Here is a 17,464-nt window from a genome sequence, read left to right on the forward strand (position 1 = left end):
AATGGCCACTAAAAAATTAGGATTTTTAGACCGAAACTTAACACTTTGGATTTTTGTGGCGATGGCAATTGGGGTTGGTTTGGGCTATTTCTTTCCAAATTTCCCTAATACAATAAACTCCTTCAATAGTGGAACTACCAATATTCCCATCGCCATTGGTTTAATTTTAATGATGTATCCTCCATTGGCAAAGGTAAACTATTCCCTCCTGCCCAAGGTTTTTAAAAACACGAAAATCCTCACCATTTCTCTTGTACTGAATTGGATTATTGGTCCGGTACTAATGTTTATTTTGGCCATCACTTTTTTAAGGGATTACCCTGAATACATGGTTGGCCTAATATTAATTGGCTTGGCCCGCTGCATTGCTATGGTACTGGTTTGGAATGACCTTGCAGAGGGAAGTGCTGAATATGGTGCCGGTTTGGTGGCCTTGAACAGTATTTTTCAGGTTTTTGCTTACAGCTTTTATGCCTGGCTATTTATAACCATCCTTCCCCCCTATTTTGGCTTTGAAGGTGCCATAGTGGATATTTCAATTGCAACAATAGCCGAAAGTGTCGCCATATATTTGGGCATCCCATTTTTATTGGGAATTTTAAGCAGGGTCCTTTTAGTAAAACTTAAAGGCGAAGAATGGTACAATAACGTATTTATTCCAAGGATTTCCCCCATGACTTTGATCGCCCTATTGTTTACAATCGTTGTAATGTTTTCCTTAAAGGGAGAGTTGATCGTACAAATTCCAATGGACGTTTTACTCATTTCAATTCCTTTGCTGTTGTATTTCACCCTAATGTTCATCATTGGCTTTTTCGTTACAAGAGCAATGGGCGCAAAATACGACCAAACAGCAGCTGTTGCCTTTACGGCAGCGGGGAATAATTTTGAATTAGCGATCGCAGTATCCATCGCTGTATTCGGGCTAAATTCAGGACAAGCATTTACAGGAGTAATCGGCCCTTTGGTAGAAGTGCCAGCATTGATTTTATTGGTTCGGGTTTCCTTTTGGCTAAGAAAAAAGTATTTCGGAAGTCCTTCAAAAATATAAATGCGATTCGAAGCAGGCCTGAATTTAAGTTCACTGGACAGAATAATACTAAATATCTATGAGCTAAACCTATAAGGAACAATAGGTTTGTCCTTTTTCACTTCATCTAAATTATAATCTGTCACATTGCTGGAACAATTCCGGTCGATTGTCAAAGAATTGCGTTATTTTTGTGCCTGAGAAAAATTCATCGTCGTGTACAAACAAATAATAAAGCCCCTTCTTTTTCTAAAAAATCCGGAATCTGCGCATCATTTCACGTTCTCCTGGATAAAAAGACTGTTTAATTTACCCTTGCTTAAACAAGCAATAAATGGAAATTTTGCATTTGAACACAAAGAGCTGGAGAGAGAAGTGTTTGGGTTAAAGTTTAAAAACCCAATTGGCTTGGCCGCTGGATTTGACAAAGACGCAAGGCTTATTGATGAAATGTCACTTCTGGGATTTGGCTTCATTGAAATTGGAACCTTGACTCCCAAACCTCAAGAAGGAAATCCTAAACCAAGGATGTTTCGCCTTCCAGAAGACGAAGCTCTGATCAACAGGATGGGATTCAATAATGGTGGAGTGGCGGCTGCTGTTGAAAGATTAAAGAATAGAAAGTCTGATGTATTGGTAGGAGGAAATATTGGTAAAAATAAAGTCACTCCCAATGAAAATGCCATACTAGATTACCTTTTTTGTTTGCACGCATTGCACGCCCATGTAGATTATTTTGTAGTAAATGTAAGTTCTCCCAACACCCCAAACTTGAGGGAATTACAAGAAAAAGAACCTTTAAAGAAATTATTGGCCGTTGTAAATGAAGCCAATTTCACTTACGACAAGCCCAAACCAATACTATTAAAAATAGCGCCAGACTTAACAGATGGCCAGCTCGACGACATCATCTCAATAGTACAGGAAACAAAAATTGCGGGGGTAATTGCAACCAATACCACCATTGACAGGGGACTATTGTCCACACCTGCAGAACAAGTAAAAGCAATGGGGGCCGGAGGCATTAGCGGCAAAGTATTGAATGAAAGAAGTACTGAAGTCATCCGTTACCTGACCCAAAACTCTGGAAATGCTTTTCCAGTAATTGGAGTAGGCGGTATTTTTTCTGTAGCAGATGCAAAAGCAAAATTAGCAGCGGGAGCTAGTCTGGTTCAGGTATATACTGGTATGATTTATGAAGGTCCGAGCTTAGTTAAGCGCTTGAAAAAAGGCCTTATAAATAAATCAGTGAATTAACAGAACTTTTTTATTTCCAAAGCAAGCATTAAATTACATCCCTACAGCGGAGAAAGGAAGCACCATGGCTGCAAATACGTACAAAAAAAATACATTTAAGAAGAAGGAAACGCCTGGAAAACCAGCCCCTAAAAGTAAAAGGAAGTTTAACTTCGCCTTATTCAATGATAAGCGCTGGAGTCTATCTTTTGGAATTATCTTTATGATGCTTTCCATTTTTATGTTTTTGGCTTTCCTAAGCTACTTATTTGTTGGTCAAGCAGATCAAAGTCTAGTAAATGCTTCAGGAATGCCTCTTCGCACCAAGGCAGGTGAAACCCAAAACCTACTTGGCTATACTGGCTCGGTCATAAGTTATTTCATGATTTACCGTTGGTTTGGGATCGCAGCATTGTTCTTCCCACCATTTTTATTCTTTTTGGGATACAAACTATCCTTCAAAGAATCGTTGGTCTCCCTTACCCGTTATGCGGGTTTCTCGCTTTTCTTTTTGGTTTGGCTGGGCCTGTTGATGGGTTATTTGGTACACCTTATAGATGGATTTAACTACCTGGCTTTTCTCAGTGGCGGATTTGGCTATGAACTTGCCATCTTATCTGATGCTTTTCTGGGATGGGGTACCTTTATACTGATCTTTGGTACGCTTTTGATATTTGTGATCGTCTTTTTCAATGTTGATCAGATCACTTGGTTTAATACTGATGATAAAGAGCCCTCACAGCCAAACGAGGATTCTCCCAATGAAAATGAATACCTAAGCGAGGACGCTTACGAAGAACAATCCCTGGAAGAAGAGACTGATGAGATTGAAGAAGAGGAAGCAGAAGTGGACACTAACAGTTGGAAAGTGACCGATGCTGATAAGCCTTCACAATCAGCTAAAAAAGACAAGCCAGCAGCTCCAGCTTTTAAAATAGAAGATACAACAAAAGATAAGCCTGTAAGTTCAGAAGAAACAGCGGCAACAAACGACTTTGTAGTCAACACCAACGGCAAGGAAGAAAAAACCGCCGAAATGGTCGAAAACCTGGATCCTTATGATCCAACACTAGACCTTCCTAGTTACCAGTTCCCCACTTTAAACCTACTAAACGAATACGACCAACAAAAAGTAACCGTAACCAGGCAGGAATTAGAGGAGAATAAAAACAAGATTGTTGAAACCCTGATAAACTTTAAAATAGGTATCCAGGAGATAAAAGCAACGATAGGACCCACGGTAACACTTTATGAAATAATTCCTGAACCAGGGGTAAAAATAAGCAAAATTAAAAACCTGGAAGATGATATCGCCCTTAGTCTGGCGGCATTAGGAATCCGTATCATTGCTCCGATTCCAGGAAAAGGAACAATAGGAATAGAAGTACCGAATAAAAATAGAGAATTGGTCGCCGCCCGATCAGTATTGGGCACTGAGAAATTCATGAAGAGTGACAAAGAGCTTCCTGTGGCATTGGGTAAAACCATTTCCAATGAAGTGTTTGTTGTTGACCTGGCAAAAATGCCCCACCTTCTTATGGCGGGAGCAACCGGTCAGGGTAAGTCTGTAGGTTTGAACATGATCCTGGCTTCCCTTATCTACAAGAAGCATCCCTCTCAGCTGAAGCTGATTTTAGTGGATCCTAAAAAAGTAGAGCTGACCTTATTTAATAAAATTGAAAGGCATTTTCTAGCCAAACTTCCAAATGCTGAAGAGGCCATTATTACAGATACGAAAAAGGTAATTTACACCTTAAATTCACTTTGTATCGAAATGGACAACCGCTACGATCTATTGAAAGATGCCGGTTGTAGAAACTTGAAGGAATACAATACGAAATTTGTAGCAAGAAAGCTTAGCCCAGAAAAAGGACATAAATTCATGCCTTATATCGTATTGGTCATCGATGAGTTGGCCGATTTAATGATGACTGCAGGAAAAGAGATTGAGGGGCCTATAGCAAGGCTGGCTCAATTGGCCAGAGCCATTGGTATACACCTTGTGCTTGCGACCCAAAGACCATCTGTAAATGTGATCACGGGTATAATTAAAGCCAACTTTCCGGCAAGGCTCTCTTTCAGGGTTACAAGTAAAATTGATAGCCGTACTATTCTGGATGCAGGAGGTGCGGAACAATTGATTGGCATGGGTGACATGTTACTCTCCATGGGCTCTGATGTTATACGTTTGCAATGTGCCTTTTTAGATACCCCTGAGGTGGAAGCGGTATGTGATTGGATAGGCGACCAAAGAGGCTATTCGGATGCTTACCTTTTGCCTGAGTTTGTAGGCGAAGACGGAGACAGTGGTGTGGGAGAAGTTGATTTGGCTGACCGAGACGTTTTGTTCGATGACGCAGCAAGATTGATCGTGATGCACCAGCAGGGAAGCACATCCCTAATCCAAAGAAAATTGAAACTAGGATACAACCGAGCAGGAAGAATTATTGATCAACTGGAAGCGGCTGGAGTCGTGGGTTCCTTTGAAGGCAGCAAAGCCAGGGAAGTATTGGTCCAGGATGAAAACACTTTGGAACAGTTATTGAAGAACCTATAAAATATATTGATTTGTAAAATGTTACGTAAAAAAATAATCACCTTAATTCTCCTTTTTACCAGCTTTTCCTACACTTTACTTGCTCAAAGTGATGCCAAAGCTGTAAAAATACTTTCTAAAGTAAGCGAAAACTATAAAAATCTAAACGGGTTTACTGGACTTTTCGAATACAGCTATTCTACGGAAGACGAGGGGCTCATCCAAACCAACACAGGAAATGTTACGGTAAAAGGTGACAAATATAGACTCACGCTGAATGACCAGGAAATTTTTAATGATGGTAAGACCGTATGGACGCTGATTAAATCCAGCAAATACAAAGAAGTCACTATCAATAATGTTGAAGATGATGCAGATGAACTGACCCCATCCAATGTTTACAACATTTATAAAAAGGGATACATTTCCAAACTTACAGGTAGCAGCGAAATCAATGGAGTAGCTGCCAATGAAATTCTATTGACTTCTGAAAAGCCCAATGCACGGTTTAAAAAAATAAAGCTTTATGTAGATAAGGTGAAAAATGAAATACTAGCCTGGGAAATACGGGATGATGTGGGGGGTACTTTCAAATATACCTTTAAGGAATTGAATCCAAATGTTAAAATCGTTGACGATTATTTTGTATTTAAAGCAAGTGAAAATCAGGATGTAGAGGTTATTGATTTGAGGTAATGCCCCAGACCAAGGTTAATCCTTTCATTTTTTTATAAATTTACCACATGACTTCTCAAGAAATATTTGCCCAAATAAAAAAGAAAGCCTCCTTTTTATGTGTTGGCCTTGACCCCGATCCACAGCGAATCCCCAAACACCTATTGAAAGAAAAGGATCCTGTTCTAACTTTCAATAAGATCATCATTGATCACACCATTGACCATGCTGTGGCTTATAAGCCTAACCTCGCCTTTTATGAAGCGATGGGGCCAGCAGGTTTAGAAACACTTGCCAAGACACTGGAATACCTTCCCGAAGAAGTCTTTACTATCGCAGACGCGAAGAGAGGCGATATAGGAAATACCTCACGATTATATGCCAAAGCTTTCTTTGAGCAAATGAATTTCGACGCCATCACTGTTGCCCCATACATGGGAGAAGACAGCGTTGGGCCTTTTTTAGCGTTTGATGGAAAATGGGTGATATTGCTTGCCTTAACTTCCAATCAAGGCAGTCAGGATTTTCAATTGATCGAAAATAAAGAGGGTAAACCACTATACGCCTCCGTACTGGAAAAAAGTAAAACTTGGGGAACCACTGAAAACATGATGTATGTAGTAGGCGCTACTAGAGGAGAGTCAATCGCCGAAGTAAGAAAGCTTGTCCCAGAACATTTTCTATTGGTTCCTGGAGTTGGAGCTCAAGGCGGAAGCTTGGAAGAAGTAGCCAAATACGGAATGAATAATCAGTGTGGCCTTTTGGTAAACTCTTCCCGTGGCATTCTTTATGCCTCGGCCGAGAAGGATTTTGGCGAAGCTGCCAAAAAAGAAGCTTTGGCGCTACAAACGGATATGGCCCAGCTATTGGATAGTTACTGCAAATAGAATATCCAACTCATATATTTCGTATTTCTTTTATTTTTAGGTAATTTCATGAGGCAATCATGAAATTGGCCTATGTTTCGTTTTCAGGAGGATTTTCTTCAGCTAATTTGGAAGTACCAGTATTTTGATAAAAATGCACTGGAAACTGAGGGTGGAGCACCATTGCTCATTCATAAAATCGGTTTCCACAACCATCATGAAGGTCCTGATTTTAAAGAGGCTGAAATATCCCTTTCAGGCATAAGACATTTTGGTCATGTTGAAATTCACCTACGCACTTCAGATTGGAAATCCCATCATCACCAGACAGACCATGCTTACAATGCCGTGGTCTTACATGTGGTCTGGCAGCATGACGTAGAAGTAAAAAGAAAAGATGGTACCCTTATTCCTACTTTAGTTCTGGATGGTAAGGTGCCATTGGATGTAATCAGAAATTACCAAAAACTTCAAAGTTCGCCCAAAAGGCTACTTTGCACTGACAGCCTCCCCTCCACTCCCGAAATTTTAAAATTCTCCATGTTAGAGAAAGCACTTGTGGAGCGACTTCAGGAAAAGAGTGACCGCGTATTAGAATTGTTGAAAGAAAATGAAAATGATTGGGAAGAGACAGCCTATCAATGGTTGTTTTATTCTTTCGGTTTTAAAACCAACAGCCTCCCAATGCTTAAATTAGCCCAGAGCCTACCCTATAAGCTGATAAAAAAGAATGCCGGAAATTTAATGCAAATTGAAGCGATGATTTTTGGTCAGGCGGGAATGTTTACCAACACATTGGATTTAATTCCTGGCTATGAAAAAAATCTCAAATACGAATATGCTTACCTGCAAAAAAAGTACTCCCTAAAGAGAAACCTTTTTCCTTCAGAGTGGAAGTTTATGAAGGTCAGGCCCAGCAATTTCCCCTCCTTTAGACTTGCTCAGCTTGCAAATCTGCTCAACCGGAGTCCACACCTATTTGATTCAGTACTCCATGAATTGGATAGCAGCAGGTCTTTTGAGCGGATGTTTGACCTTTCTGTAAGTAATTACTGGAAAAAGCATTATCACTTTGGCAAGCCAAACATGCGGGCAACCAAAGGAACATTGTCCAGCGGTATCATGAACCTCTTAGCCATTAACTTTATTGTGCCCCTGTGGTACGCTTATGGAAGGTATACGGACCTTTCCGTTTGGCAGGAAAAATGCTTTAATCTACTACAGGAAATCCCTGCAGAGAAAAATAGCCTGATAAGTATCTACCAGGAAGTAGACTGGTCGGCCGTCAATGCTTTTGACAGCCAAGGTATGTTGGGCCTTTACCACCAATATTGCCACAAGCGTATGTGTTTGCAATGTAAAATCGGTCAAAACCTTCTTCGGCCTAATTTAAAATGATATTTTGCATAGGTTGGTAATTTCCATTAATTTTGTCCTTAGAAAAACAAAATTATGGAAAAACCAATTATTATCTTTGGAGCCAAAGGAATTGCCCATCCTGCATTAGAAATATTCAATAGTCACGATATTGTGGTCTATGGATTTTTGGATGACGATGCGACTTTGCACCAAAAAGAAATTAACAACATTTCCATTCTGGGAAAACTTGAGGACGACGGATTTTTAAAACTTATTGGGAGTAAATGTGATGCATTTGTTGCAGTAGATGATCCAAAGTACAGGGAGACCTTGGTGAAATTACTGAATAAAAGAAGGAAGGTACAACCAGTTAATGCCTTACACAGATTATCTTACATCTCCACCGACGCAGGTATTGGTCATGGTAACTTCATCAATGCTAAAGTAACAATTGGCGCAGGTGCAGAAATCGGAAACCATTGTATATTGCATACCAATGCAACGATAGAACATCAAGCTACGCTTGGAGATTTTGTTCAAGTGGGTGCTGGTGCGGTTATTAATTCCAATGTAGCAGTTGAAAATGGGGTATTCATAGGTTCAGGAGTAACGGTAGTTTCAGGAGTGAAAATTGGAAAAAATGCAAGAATCGGTGCAGGTTCAGTGGTGATCGCTGATGTGGAAGAAAACCAAACGGTATTTGGAAACCCTGCTCAAGTCATAAAGAAATAGTTTAATATATTTATTTTACAAATAACACCCTGCTTGAAACAGGGCTTAAGTTATGGATTACAACATATTATTGTATTACTGCTATGCTCAGATCGAGGATCTGGAAGCATACCGAGAGGAACACCACCTCTTTTGCGTTGAAAACAATATCAGAGGGCGCATTATCATTTCTTCGGAAGGCCTAAATGGCACTGTCTCAGGTTTGAAAGAAGACAGTGAAAAATACATGGCTTATGTCAAGTCAGATCCAAGATTTGCTGACACAGAATTCAAAATCGACCAACACCCCGAACATGCTTTTGCCAAAATCAATGTCAGGGCAAAGGAGGAAATAGTACACTCCGGCCTGAGGCATCTTAACCCTCGCGAAAACACGGGTAAACACCTGGAGCCTGAAGAGTTTAAAGCTTTAAAAGACCAAGAGGATGTCGTGATTTTAGATGTCCGCTCTAACTATGAACATGAGCTGGGTCATTTTAAGAATGCGCTACGATTGGATATCGATAATTTCAGAGATTTTCCAGAAAAGGTAAAAGAGCTAGAACATCTCAAAAACAAAAAAATTCTCACCTATTGTACTGGAGGAATTAAATGTGAAAAAGCATCTGCCTTCTTACTGGAGCAGGGTTTTGAGGATGTGTACCAGCTTCACGGAGGAATCATAAAATATGGCTTTGATGCAGGTGGAGAAGATTTTGAAGGTAAATGTTACGTTTTTGACAACCGCTTGGCTGTAGACGTAAACAAGGTAAATCCTAAGACGGTTTCTAAGTGCTTTGTGTGTGATACACTGTCTGACAGAATGGTCAACTGTTCAAATCCTGAATGCAATGCTCACGTGGCCATATGCGAGTCCTGTGGCTGGGAAATGGAAGGAGCCTGTTCTGAAAGCTGCAAAAGCGCTCCGCAGAAGAGGCCTTACAATGGAACTGGTTATTACCAGAAAAACACCAATGGTTACAATCCTTATAAAGGCCTGTACCAAAAGCCCAATGCTGACAAAATAAAAACTACCCTACATGTCCAATCCGATACCTGAATCGGAACTAATCATCAATCCTGATGGCAGTATTTACCACCTAAAGCTCAAGCCTGGGCAAGTGGCTGATACTGTCATTACGGTTGGAGACCCAGATCGGGTCGGGAAGATTTCGGCTCGCTTCGATAGCATAGAGTTGGAAGTTGAACACAGGGAATTTGTAACCCACACAGGTTGGCTCCAAGGCAAACGAATCAGTGTAATCAGTACCGGCATGGGTACAGACAATGTGGAGATTTTCATGACTGAGTTGGATGCTTTGTTCAATGTGGATTTCAACACCCGCAAACCAAAAACCAGCCACAAACGACTCAATATAATACGGATAGGCACTTCTGGTAGCATGCAAAGCGGTCTACCTGAAGGCAGTTTGCTCGCCTCTACTATGGCTGTAGGTTTGGATACTTTGATGGCCTTTTATACCATCCCCCAAACTACGCTGGAAAGTCAAATAGCGAATCATGTTCAGAAAAGCCTTTCCTTACCTTTCTTGCCATACTGTGTGACTGGTTCAGGGAAATTATTGGCAGTAATTGGGGATGGTATTGCTTCTGGCATTACGGTTACTTGCCCGGGGTTCTTCGGACCACAAGGAAGAGAAGTGAGGTTAAAGCCACGTATTCCTTCTATTTTTAGCTTACTAGGTGAGCACCCATTTCAAGAACATGATTTTACCAATTTTGAAATGGAAACAGCCGGATACTACGCCATGGGGGCAATGTTAGGACATGATGTACTTAGCATGAACGCCATCGTTGCCAACCGAATCTCAGGAAATTTTGCCAGTTCGCCTGACTTGATTATCGATAAATTGATTGATAGCGTTCTTGAAAAAATAAGCGCTATTTCCTAAGCCCAGGTATTCCTCCGTGGGTTTTAATTGTATTTATAAAAATCATGCTTCCCAACATAAAATGACATATTCTACTCTGGGAAGCATTAATTGATTAAGAAATTCCGTCAAGCTCACTTAATTCTAGCCATCTCATTTCCAATTCTTCTATTTTCTTGTCCAGGCCTTCAATTTCAAGAGACCATTTCAACAACTCTTCATGATCCTCAGTGCCTTCATTGATCTTTTGGATAAAAGTATCTTTTTTACCTATCAATTCTTCCAGGCTAGCTGAAATCACTTCAAATTCCTGCTTCTCCTTGAAAGTAGCTTTGTCTGTATTTTTATCTGCTACTTTAGTAGCAACGACTGCTTTCTTTTCGGTAACCTGTTTTGGCGCTTGGGCTTTGTCCGACTTTTCTTTTTCTCTAAGGTCTGTATAATTGCCTGGGAAGTCACTGATCTGCCCTTCACCTTCAAAAACAAACAGGTGGTCAACCAACCTGTCCATGAAATACCTATCATGCGAAACAATCACCAAACAACCTGGGAAAGCATCCAAAAACTCCTCAAGGGTATTGAGGGTTACGATGTCCAAATCATTGGTTGGCTCATCGAGAATTAGGAAATTGGGGCTTTTAACCAGTATCATTAGCAACTGAAGTCGCCTTCTTTCTCCCCCACTTAATTTGGCAATTGGAGTATGCTGTTGCTTAGGTAAGAAACCGAACTGCGTCAAAAACTGACTCACTGTGATCGTAGCTCCACCAGCTACAGTAACCACTTCAGCTACTTCCTTCACAATATCGATAAGCCTCATGGTCTCATCAAAACTATCTTCCTCTTGCTTATAGTACCCAAAGGCGGTGGTTTGCCCAATAGTAACAGTACCTTTGTCAGGAGCATTTTTACCAATAAGCATATTCAAAAAAGTAGTTTTCCCTGCACCATTAGGACCAACGATTCCTACCTTATCTCCTTTTTTGAAAGTATAACTGAAATCATCGACCAAATTTAGGTCCCCGTATGATTTATGGATTTTCTCTATTTCTACAATTTTCTTCCCTAGCCTTTGTGCTGTTACTCCAAGGCTAATGTCTCTTTCTTCAGGTTTCTTAAAGGCCTTTTCCTTGGTTTCGTTAAAGGCTTCTATCCTGGATTTTGATTTGGTCCCACGAGCCTTAGGTTGTCTTCTTATCCAATCGAGCTCTTTTTTGTAAAGGCTTTTAGCTTTTCCAAGCTCCGTAGCTTGATTGGCCTTTCTTTCTTCTTTCTTTTCAAGGAAATAGCTGTAATTGCCTGCATATCGGTACAATTCACCATTTTCCAATTCAAGAATATTGTTGGTTACTTTATCCAGAAAATACCTATCGTGAGTTACCATCAAAAGGGAAAGGTTTGCTTTGGACAGGTAATCTTCCAACCATTCGATGGTTTCTAAATCCAGGTGATTGGTAGGCTCATCCAGAAGAAGTAAATCAGGGAAATGTAGAATTGCTCTGGCAATTGCTACTCTTTTTCTTTGGCCTCCACTGAGTGCTGTTACTTGAAGGGTGGTATCATGTAAGCCCAATTTTCCTAACACTTCTTTGATCTGGTATTCGAAATCCCAGGCCTGCAGTCTGTCCATTTTCTCAAAAATAGGCTGCAAATCCTCACTATTGTCAGTACCGTTCTCAGCCACCACCATGGCTTCCTGGTACGCGTGGATCACTTGAATGATTTCATTGTCCGGATCATCGAAAATGGTTTCATAAATCGTATTCCCACCTGTAAAAATAGGATTTTGATTAACGTAAGCCATTTTTATCTCCTGGTTGATCACGACTTGCCCAGCATCTGCGATCTCTTCCCCCATAATGATTTTCATCAAGGTGGACTTTCCTGCCCCATTTATTCCTACTAAAGCTGTTTTCTGGCCTTGTTCTATCCCGAAGGAAATTTCTGAAAACAAGATTCTTTCTCCAAAGGACTTGCTAAGTGTATCAACTGAAAGGTAATTCATGGCGCAAAATTACAACGGTAATTCGGATAATTCAACATTGATTGCGCAATAGGGTTCGAAATAGCCTAATCACAGCTTTTTCAGTTAGTTAAGCCTTTACTTGAAATTGAGTAGATGAGATCTAAAAATATTGCGCGGATGCACCGTAAGAAAGAATGATAAGTTGGAAATGTGGAGTTTAACCTGATATTATCCAATAAGATTAATGATCCGTCTCAGAAAATAACCCATCGATCAATAGCAGGTTTATTGCTTATTAAAGGCGAAATATTCGATAATGATTTTTAGTTGACAATCAACAGAATAGGCATTTTCAGCAATCCCTAAGCAAAATTTATCACCAATAATGTCCATTAGTAGGCTTAAGATTTTTTAGAGAATGGGTATTAAGCAACAACAGCAGTCCAAAAAATCCTTCTTTTGAAGCTATTGATGAATTGAATTTTAACAGATTAGTCAAATAAAAACAGCTCTTTCCAAAAAAAAATTACTTGAGCATTTCATTAATGGCATGTACCAAAGATTTAACGCCCTGTTTAAAATGGGAAATGGAATCATCAAGAAATGGTTTGGCACTGCTGGATTTATTTTGGTATTTATCCTCAAATTTAGATTTCTTATCCTTGAATTCTTTTTCCAGCTTTTCTTTGTTCAGGTGAAGGTCTTTGATTTTCTTTTCTATCTCCTCACTTGCCTCACCAGTAGCTTTGGTCCCTTTTTGGATTAGGGTTTCAATTTTGCTTCCAACTTCTTGAAGCATTTTTTCAATTTCATCAAATCCAGAGCTCTTTTTTTCCATTGCTTAACAAAGTTTAACTTTTTAAAAGTAAGTAAAAAATGTATAAAACACCGAAAAAAAGTATTGTGTACTTGAATAACTCTCTCACTCATAAAAAAAGCCCCAATTTTAAGTGGGGCTAAAGTTGTTGGACTAACCTGCCAATAAAATGAAGTATTTATTTAATATTGGCTCATATACTTTTGAAAAAGTGCCGTAACACCACTTTCTGAATTCTTCCAGCTCCCCAGGAACTAGCATATTCAGACCTTTTCTTAACTCTTTCTCGAAGAGTTTGCCGTCAAAACTTACCTTTAATAAAATAGTCTTAACATATTCCATCATGGTTCGAGGTATTTTAATTTAGGTTTTGGTTAAAAAGATTGTTTTAAATACTACTAACGGTTTTGGATTAGATTTGTTACGTATAAAATATACTTGTTTATTTGCAGTTATTAAATTACGAAAACACAATCGTTTTATATGTCTTTAACGAAAAAGCTTCTTCTTTTTGTATGCCTGCTGGGTCTTTTTTCACTGTCTGCTCATGCTCAGGAGGTCATCATCGAATTGGGCGAAAATGAGGTCGCACTCAATGAAACCTTCACAATAAAGGTGATCGTGTCTGGAGATAAAATCAGATCTTACGACCAATTGCCGGAAATTCCTGGATTTCAGAAGCAAGGTATTTCCCAAAGTTCTTCGATGAACATCGTCAATGGGCAGATGAGTAGTACAAACAGTGTCATTCAGTATTACAAACCTTTAAGAAAAGGACAGTTTTCCCTGCAAGCATTTAAAATTGCGATAAATGGCATTTCAGCTTCTTCTTCGGGGACATCCATTACAGTTGTAGATGCCCGGTCAAATGCCCAGAGCAACCGTGCCCTAGATCCTTTTGACGATCTTTTTGGTAGAACCAACCCAGATCAACCTGAATATGTAGAAGTCGAAGACGATGCCTTTTTCTCTCTTACGGTTAGCAAAGATGAGGTTTATGTAGGAGAAGGCTTTAGTGTTAGTTTTGCATTCTATATGTCTGAAAGCAATCAGGCACCATTTAATTTCCATGAACCCGGCAAGCAACTTGAACGGATCATCAATGAAATCAAGCCGGGGAATGCATGGGAAGAAAACTTTAACATCACCAGCATCCAACCTGAGCGGGTGGAGTTTGGAGGCAAGAAGTGGACAAAATACAAAGTTTATGAAGCCAATTTCTACCCCTTCAATGCAGGCACTGTAGATTTCCCTTCAGTAGGATGGGAAATGATAAAATACAAAGTGGCCAAAAACCCTAGCTTCTTTGGAAGCAACAGGTTGCAGGATTTTAAAACCTTCTATTCCCAGCCAAAGGCAATAAAAGTGAAAGAACTCCCTCCTCACCCGCTAAAAAATGAAGTAAGTGTGGGAAATTACAGGCTTAGAGAGAACTTTAGTAACATGGAAGTTCAAACAGGCGAAGGCTTTACCTACGATTTCATCATCACTGGGGAGGGCAATATTAGCTCCATACGTCCTCCGAAGGTTAACAAAGGCCAAAAGCTAAACACATTTGATCCCAATGAGCAAGTTCAAATCAATAGAGGCAGAGGCAAGGTTACTGGTATGAAGGAATTTAGCTACTTCATAACATTAAATGAAGCAGAAGTGGTGCCTTTAAAAGACCATTTTGAATGGATTTATTTCAATCCACAATTGGCCGAATATGACACCCTCATCCCGCAAGCTGTTGTAAGTGTAACTGGTGAGAGTAGAATTAATCAAGCCATTTCTTCTTCCAGGCTTGGTGGTTTATATGACCTGATAGAAGTAGAAGACAATAAACTTTTAAACCAAGGATATAAGTCTTATTTTTCCAGCCTGATTAATATTTTGCTATTGCTGGCACTGATATTATTGGCTTATTTGATTGTTAAGAAAAAATAATTCATGCGAAATACATTCGGAAACATATTCACAATTACAACATTCGGAGAATCCCACGGCAAAGGACTCGGAGTGATTATAGATGGCTGCCCAGCAGGTATTAAGATCGATGAGGATTTTATCAGGGTAGAACTCCAAAGGAGAAAACCGGGCCAATCCAAAATAACTACCCAAAGAAAGGAAGAAGACAATTTTGAGATTCTTTCGGGCGTTTTTGAGGGGCAAAGTACGGGTACTCCAATTGCCATGGTCATCTATAATACAGATCAGAAAAGCAAAGACTATTCACATATTGCAGAAAAATTCAGGCCTTCACATGCTGACTATACCTACCACGAAAAGTTTGGGGTAAGAGATTATAGAGGTGGCGGAAGAAGTAGCGCCAGAGAAACTGCTGCAAGAGTAGCTGCAGGAGCTGTAGCCAAGTTATTCCTTGCCCATTATGGGGTTGAAATCAATGCCTACGTTAGCCAGGCAGGCGCTGTTCGCCTTGAAAAACCTTATCAGGAATTGGATTTTAGTCTGACGGAATCAAATATCGTCAGGTGTCCGGATCAAGAGACCGCGGATAAAATGATTCAGGTGATTGATCAAACAAGAAAGGAAAAAGACACCATAGGTGGAGTAGTTAGTTGTGTTGCAAAAGGTGTTCCTGTTGGTTTAGGGGAGCCCGTTTTTGACAGGCTTCATGCTGTACTAGGACATGCCATGCTAAGTATCAATGCTGTCAAAGGATTTGAGTTTGGAAGTGGTTTTGAAGGAGTTACCATGAAAGGTTCTGAGCACAATGATGCCTTTTATAAAGAAGGCGACAGGGTAAGAACCAGGACCAATCATTCTGGAGGAATTCAGGGAGGAATCTCAAACGGTGAAGACATTTATTTTAAAGTAGCCTTCAAACCTGTCGCAACGATCATGCAGGACCAGGAAAGTGTAGATACCAAAGGAGAAGCTGCTACTGTTTCTGGCAAAGGGCGACATGACCCTTGTGTGGTTCCTCGGGCAGTACCTATTGTAGAGGCCATGTGTGCCTTGGTTTTGGCAGATTATTTATTGTTAAACCGGTCCAGCAAAGTTTAAATTTCGCTAGCGTCATTATTTATGAAAAGAAATATACCTCTTCATACCCGTATCATTATAGGCTTGGTTTTAGGCCTGGCCGTTGGGCTTGGGGTTGTAAAATTTGGACTTTCACCAGACTTTATCAATGACTATGTCAAACCAATAGGAACGGTTTTCATCACTGCGCTTAAAATGATTGCGGTGCCACTGGTTTTGGCCTCCTTAATCGTTGGTGTATCTAATTTGGGAGACATCACCAAATTGAGTCGAATTGGCGGAAAGACCATACTCATTTACATTTTCACAACTGCCCTTTCAGTCTCGGTTGGTTTAATATTGGTAAATATCTTCAATCCTGGAAAAAGCCTGCCTTCTGAAACCAGGGAAAAGTTGATGGAATTGTATGACGAAACAGCAGGCAGCAAATCTTTAGAAGCCGAACAAATTAAGGACCAAAGTCCTTTGAAACCCTTGGTTGACATGGTGCCTGAAAACATTTTCCAGGCAGCGGCAGCAAATGAAATGATGTTACAGGTGGTGTTTTTTGCCATCATTATGGGCATTGCATTGATTCGAATCCCTAAAGCCAAAGCGGCACCCGTCATTGCTTTTTTTGAAGGCATCAATGATGTGATCATCGAAATCGTGGGATTTATAATGATTCTGGCCCCCTATGGGGTTTTTGCATTGATGGCTTCGTTAATTGTTGACATTACAGGAGACAACCCAGATTCTGCGATAGAATTGTTATTGGCCTTATTGAAATACAGTCTTGTTGTGATTGGAGGATTGCTTTTAATGGTCGTTTTCTTTTATCCTATGATCCTGAAGATTTTCACCAAGGTCAAATACATGGATTTCTTCAAAGCACTTCGCCCAGCACAATTGCTGGCTTTTACGACAAGTTCAAGCTCGGCGACTTTGCCCGTGACGATGAAGCAAGTAGAGGAAGAAATAGGGGTCTCAGAGGAAATTAGTAGCTTTGTTCTGCCATTGGGAGCCACTATCAATATGGATGGCACAAGTTTGTACCAGGGGGTTGCAGCTGTATTTATAGCACAGGCCATGGGCTTTGACCTTAGCTTAAGTCAACAACTAATGATTGTCATGACAGCAACGCTAGCATCCATTGGCACTGCCGGGGTGCCGGGCGCGGGTATTATAATGCTCATCATTGTCCTGGAATCTATCGGCGTACCTTCTGCAGGAATTGCTTTGATCCTGGCACCTGATAGAATATTGGACATGTTCCGAACAATCGTGAATGTTACTGGAGACGCAATGGTGTGCACAGTAGTGGCCTCAACAGAAGGAGAATTACCTGAAGGCCTGATCAGAAAATCAAATCCCCTGACAAACACCTGACATATAATCTCAGGTGAATT

General features: G+C 40.2%; 15 protein-coding genes. 12 read left to right on the forward strand and 3 right to left on the reverse strand.

Features of this window, described 5'->3' with window-relative positions:
- The first annotated feature begins 1 nt into the window (after window position 1).
- From arsB to ADICYQ_RS21945, 9 genes are all read left to right on the forward strand, one after another.
- Window positions 2-1,051, forward strand: a complete 1,050-nt coding sequence (gene arsB, locus ADICYQ_RS21905; protein WP_020892624.1) for an ACR3 family arsenite efflux transporter — start codon at window positions 2-4, stop codon at window positions 1,049-1,051.
- Window positions 1,052-1,246: 195 nt separating this feature from the next.
- Window positions 1,247-2,287 carry a quinone-dependent dihydroorotate dehydrogenase gene (locus ADICYQ_RS21910; protein ID WP_020892625.1) on the forward strand — a complete coding sequence of 347 codons (1,041 nt, stop codon included), beginning with the start codon at window positions 1,247-1,249 and terminating at the stop codon, window positions 2,285-2,287.
- Window positions 2,288-2,351: 64 nt separating this feature from the next.
- On the forward strand, window positions 2,352-4,823 hold the full coding sequence (locus tag ADICYQ_RS21915) for an FtsK/SpoIIIE family DNA translocase (RefSeq protein WP_040417595.1): 2,472 nt from the start codon (window positions 2,352-2,354) through the stop codon (window positions 4,821-4,823).
- 18 nt (window positions 4,824-4,841) lie between these two features.
- The gene (gene lolA1, locus ADICYQ_RS21920) at window positions 4,842-5,498 is read left to right on the forward strand and encodes an outer membrane lipoprotein periplasmic chaperone LolA1 (RefSeq protein WP_020892628.1); all 657 of its coding nucleotides are present in this window, start codon (window positions 4,842-4,844) and stop codon (window positions 5,496-5,498) included.
- 47 nt (window positions 5,499-5,545) lie between these two features.
- Entirely contained in the window at window positions 5,546-6,364 is an 819-nt protein-coding gene (gene pyrF / locus ADICYQ_RS21925) for an orotidine-5'-phosphate decarboxylase (RefSeq protein ID WP_020892629.1), read from the forward strand.
- A gap of 72 nt (window positions 6,365-6,436) precedes the next feature.
- Entirely contained in the window at window positions 6,437-7,741 is a 1,305-nt protein-coding gene (locus ADICYQ_RS21930; RefSeq protein WP_020892630.1) for a DUF2851 family protein, read from the forward strand.
- 54 nt (window positions 7,742-7,795) lie between these two features.
- Entirely contained in the window at window positions 7,796-8,434 is a 639-nt protein-coding gene (locus ADICYQ_RS21935; protein ID WP_020892631.1) for an acetyltransferase, read from the forward strand.
- 52 nt (window positions 8,435-8,486) lie between these two features.
- Entirely contained in the window at window positions 8,487-9,473 is a 987-nt protein-coding gene (trhO, locus tag ADICYQ_RS21940; RefSeq protein WP_040417597.1) for an oxygen-dependent tRNA uridine(34) hydroxylase TrhO, read from the forward strand.
- A complete protein-coding gene (locus tag ADICYQ_RS21945) occupies window positions 9,454-10,326 on the forward strand; it encodes a nucleoside phosphorylase (protein WP_020892633.1) in 873 nt (290 codons plus the stop codon). Before trhO ends, ADICYQ_RS21945 begins: the two co-directional genes overlap by 20 nt.
- 94 nt (window positions 10,327-10,420) lie before the next feature.
- Here the strand turns inward: ADICYQ_RS21945 and ADICYQ_RS21950 are convergent, their stop codons facing one another.
- From ADICYQ_RS21950 to ADICYQ_RS21960, 3 genes are all read right to left on the reverse strand, one after another.
- Entirely contained in the window at window positions 10,421-12,310 is a 1,890-nt protein-coding gene (locus tag ADICYQ_RS21950; RefSeq protein WP_020892634.1) for an ABC-F family ATP-binding cassette domain-containing protein, read from the reverse strand.
- Between the two features lie 487 nt (window positions 12,311-12,797).
- Entirely contained in the window at window positions 12,798-13,109 is a 312-nt protein-coding gene (locus ADICYQ_RS21955; RefSeq protein ID WP_020892636.1) for a hypothetical protein, read from the reverse strand.
- Between the two features lie 132 nt (window positions 13,110-13,241).
- Window positions 13,242-13,433 carry a hypothetical protein gene (locus ADICYQ_RS21960; RefSeq protein WP_020892637.1) on the reverse strand — a complete coding sequence of 64 codons (192 nt, stop codon included), beginning with the start codon at window positions 13,431-13,433 and terminating at the stop codon, window positions 13,242-13,244.
- A gap of 138 nt (window positions 13,434-13,571) precedes the next feature.
- Between ADICYQ_RS21960 and ADICYQ_RS21965 the strand changes: the two genes are divergently transcribed.
- Genes ADICYQ_RS21965 through ADICYQ_RS21975 form a run of 3 tightly spaced genes read left to right on the forward strand, consistent with a single transcriptional unit; the run spans window position 13,572 to window position 17,444 of the window.
- Window positions 13,572-15,017, forward strand: coding sequence for a BatD family protein (locus tag ADICYQ_RS21965; RefSeq protein ID WP_020892638.1), 1,446 nt, complete (start codon window positions 13,572-13,574; stop codon window positions 15,015-15,017).
- Window positions 15,018-15,020: 3 nt separating this feature from the next.
- Window positions 15,021-16,097 carry a chorismate synthase gene (gene aroC, locus ADICYQ_RS21970; protein WP_020892639.1) on the forward strand — a complete coding sequence of 359 codons (1,077 nt, stop codon included), beginning with the start codon at window positions 15,021-15,023 and terminating at the stop codon, window positions 16,095-16,097.
- 21 nt (window positions 16,098-16,118) lie between these two features.
- Window positions 16,119-17,444, forward strand: a complete 1,326-nt coding sequence (locus ADICYQ_RS21975) for a dicarboxylate/amino acid:cation symporter (RefSeq protein WP_020892640.1) — start codon at window positions 16,119-16,121, stop codon at window positions 17,442-17,444.
- The last annotated feature ends 20 nt before the right edge of the window (window positions 17,445-17,464 follow it).

This window comes from Cyclobacterium qasimii M12-11B (assembly GCF_000427295.1).
GTDB classification, from domain to species: Bacteria; Bacteroidota; Bacteroidia; order Cytophagales; family Cyclobacteriaceae; genus Cyclobacterium; species Cyclobacterium qasimii.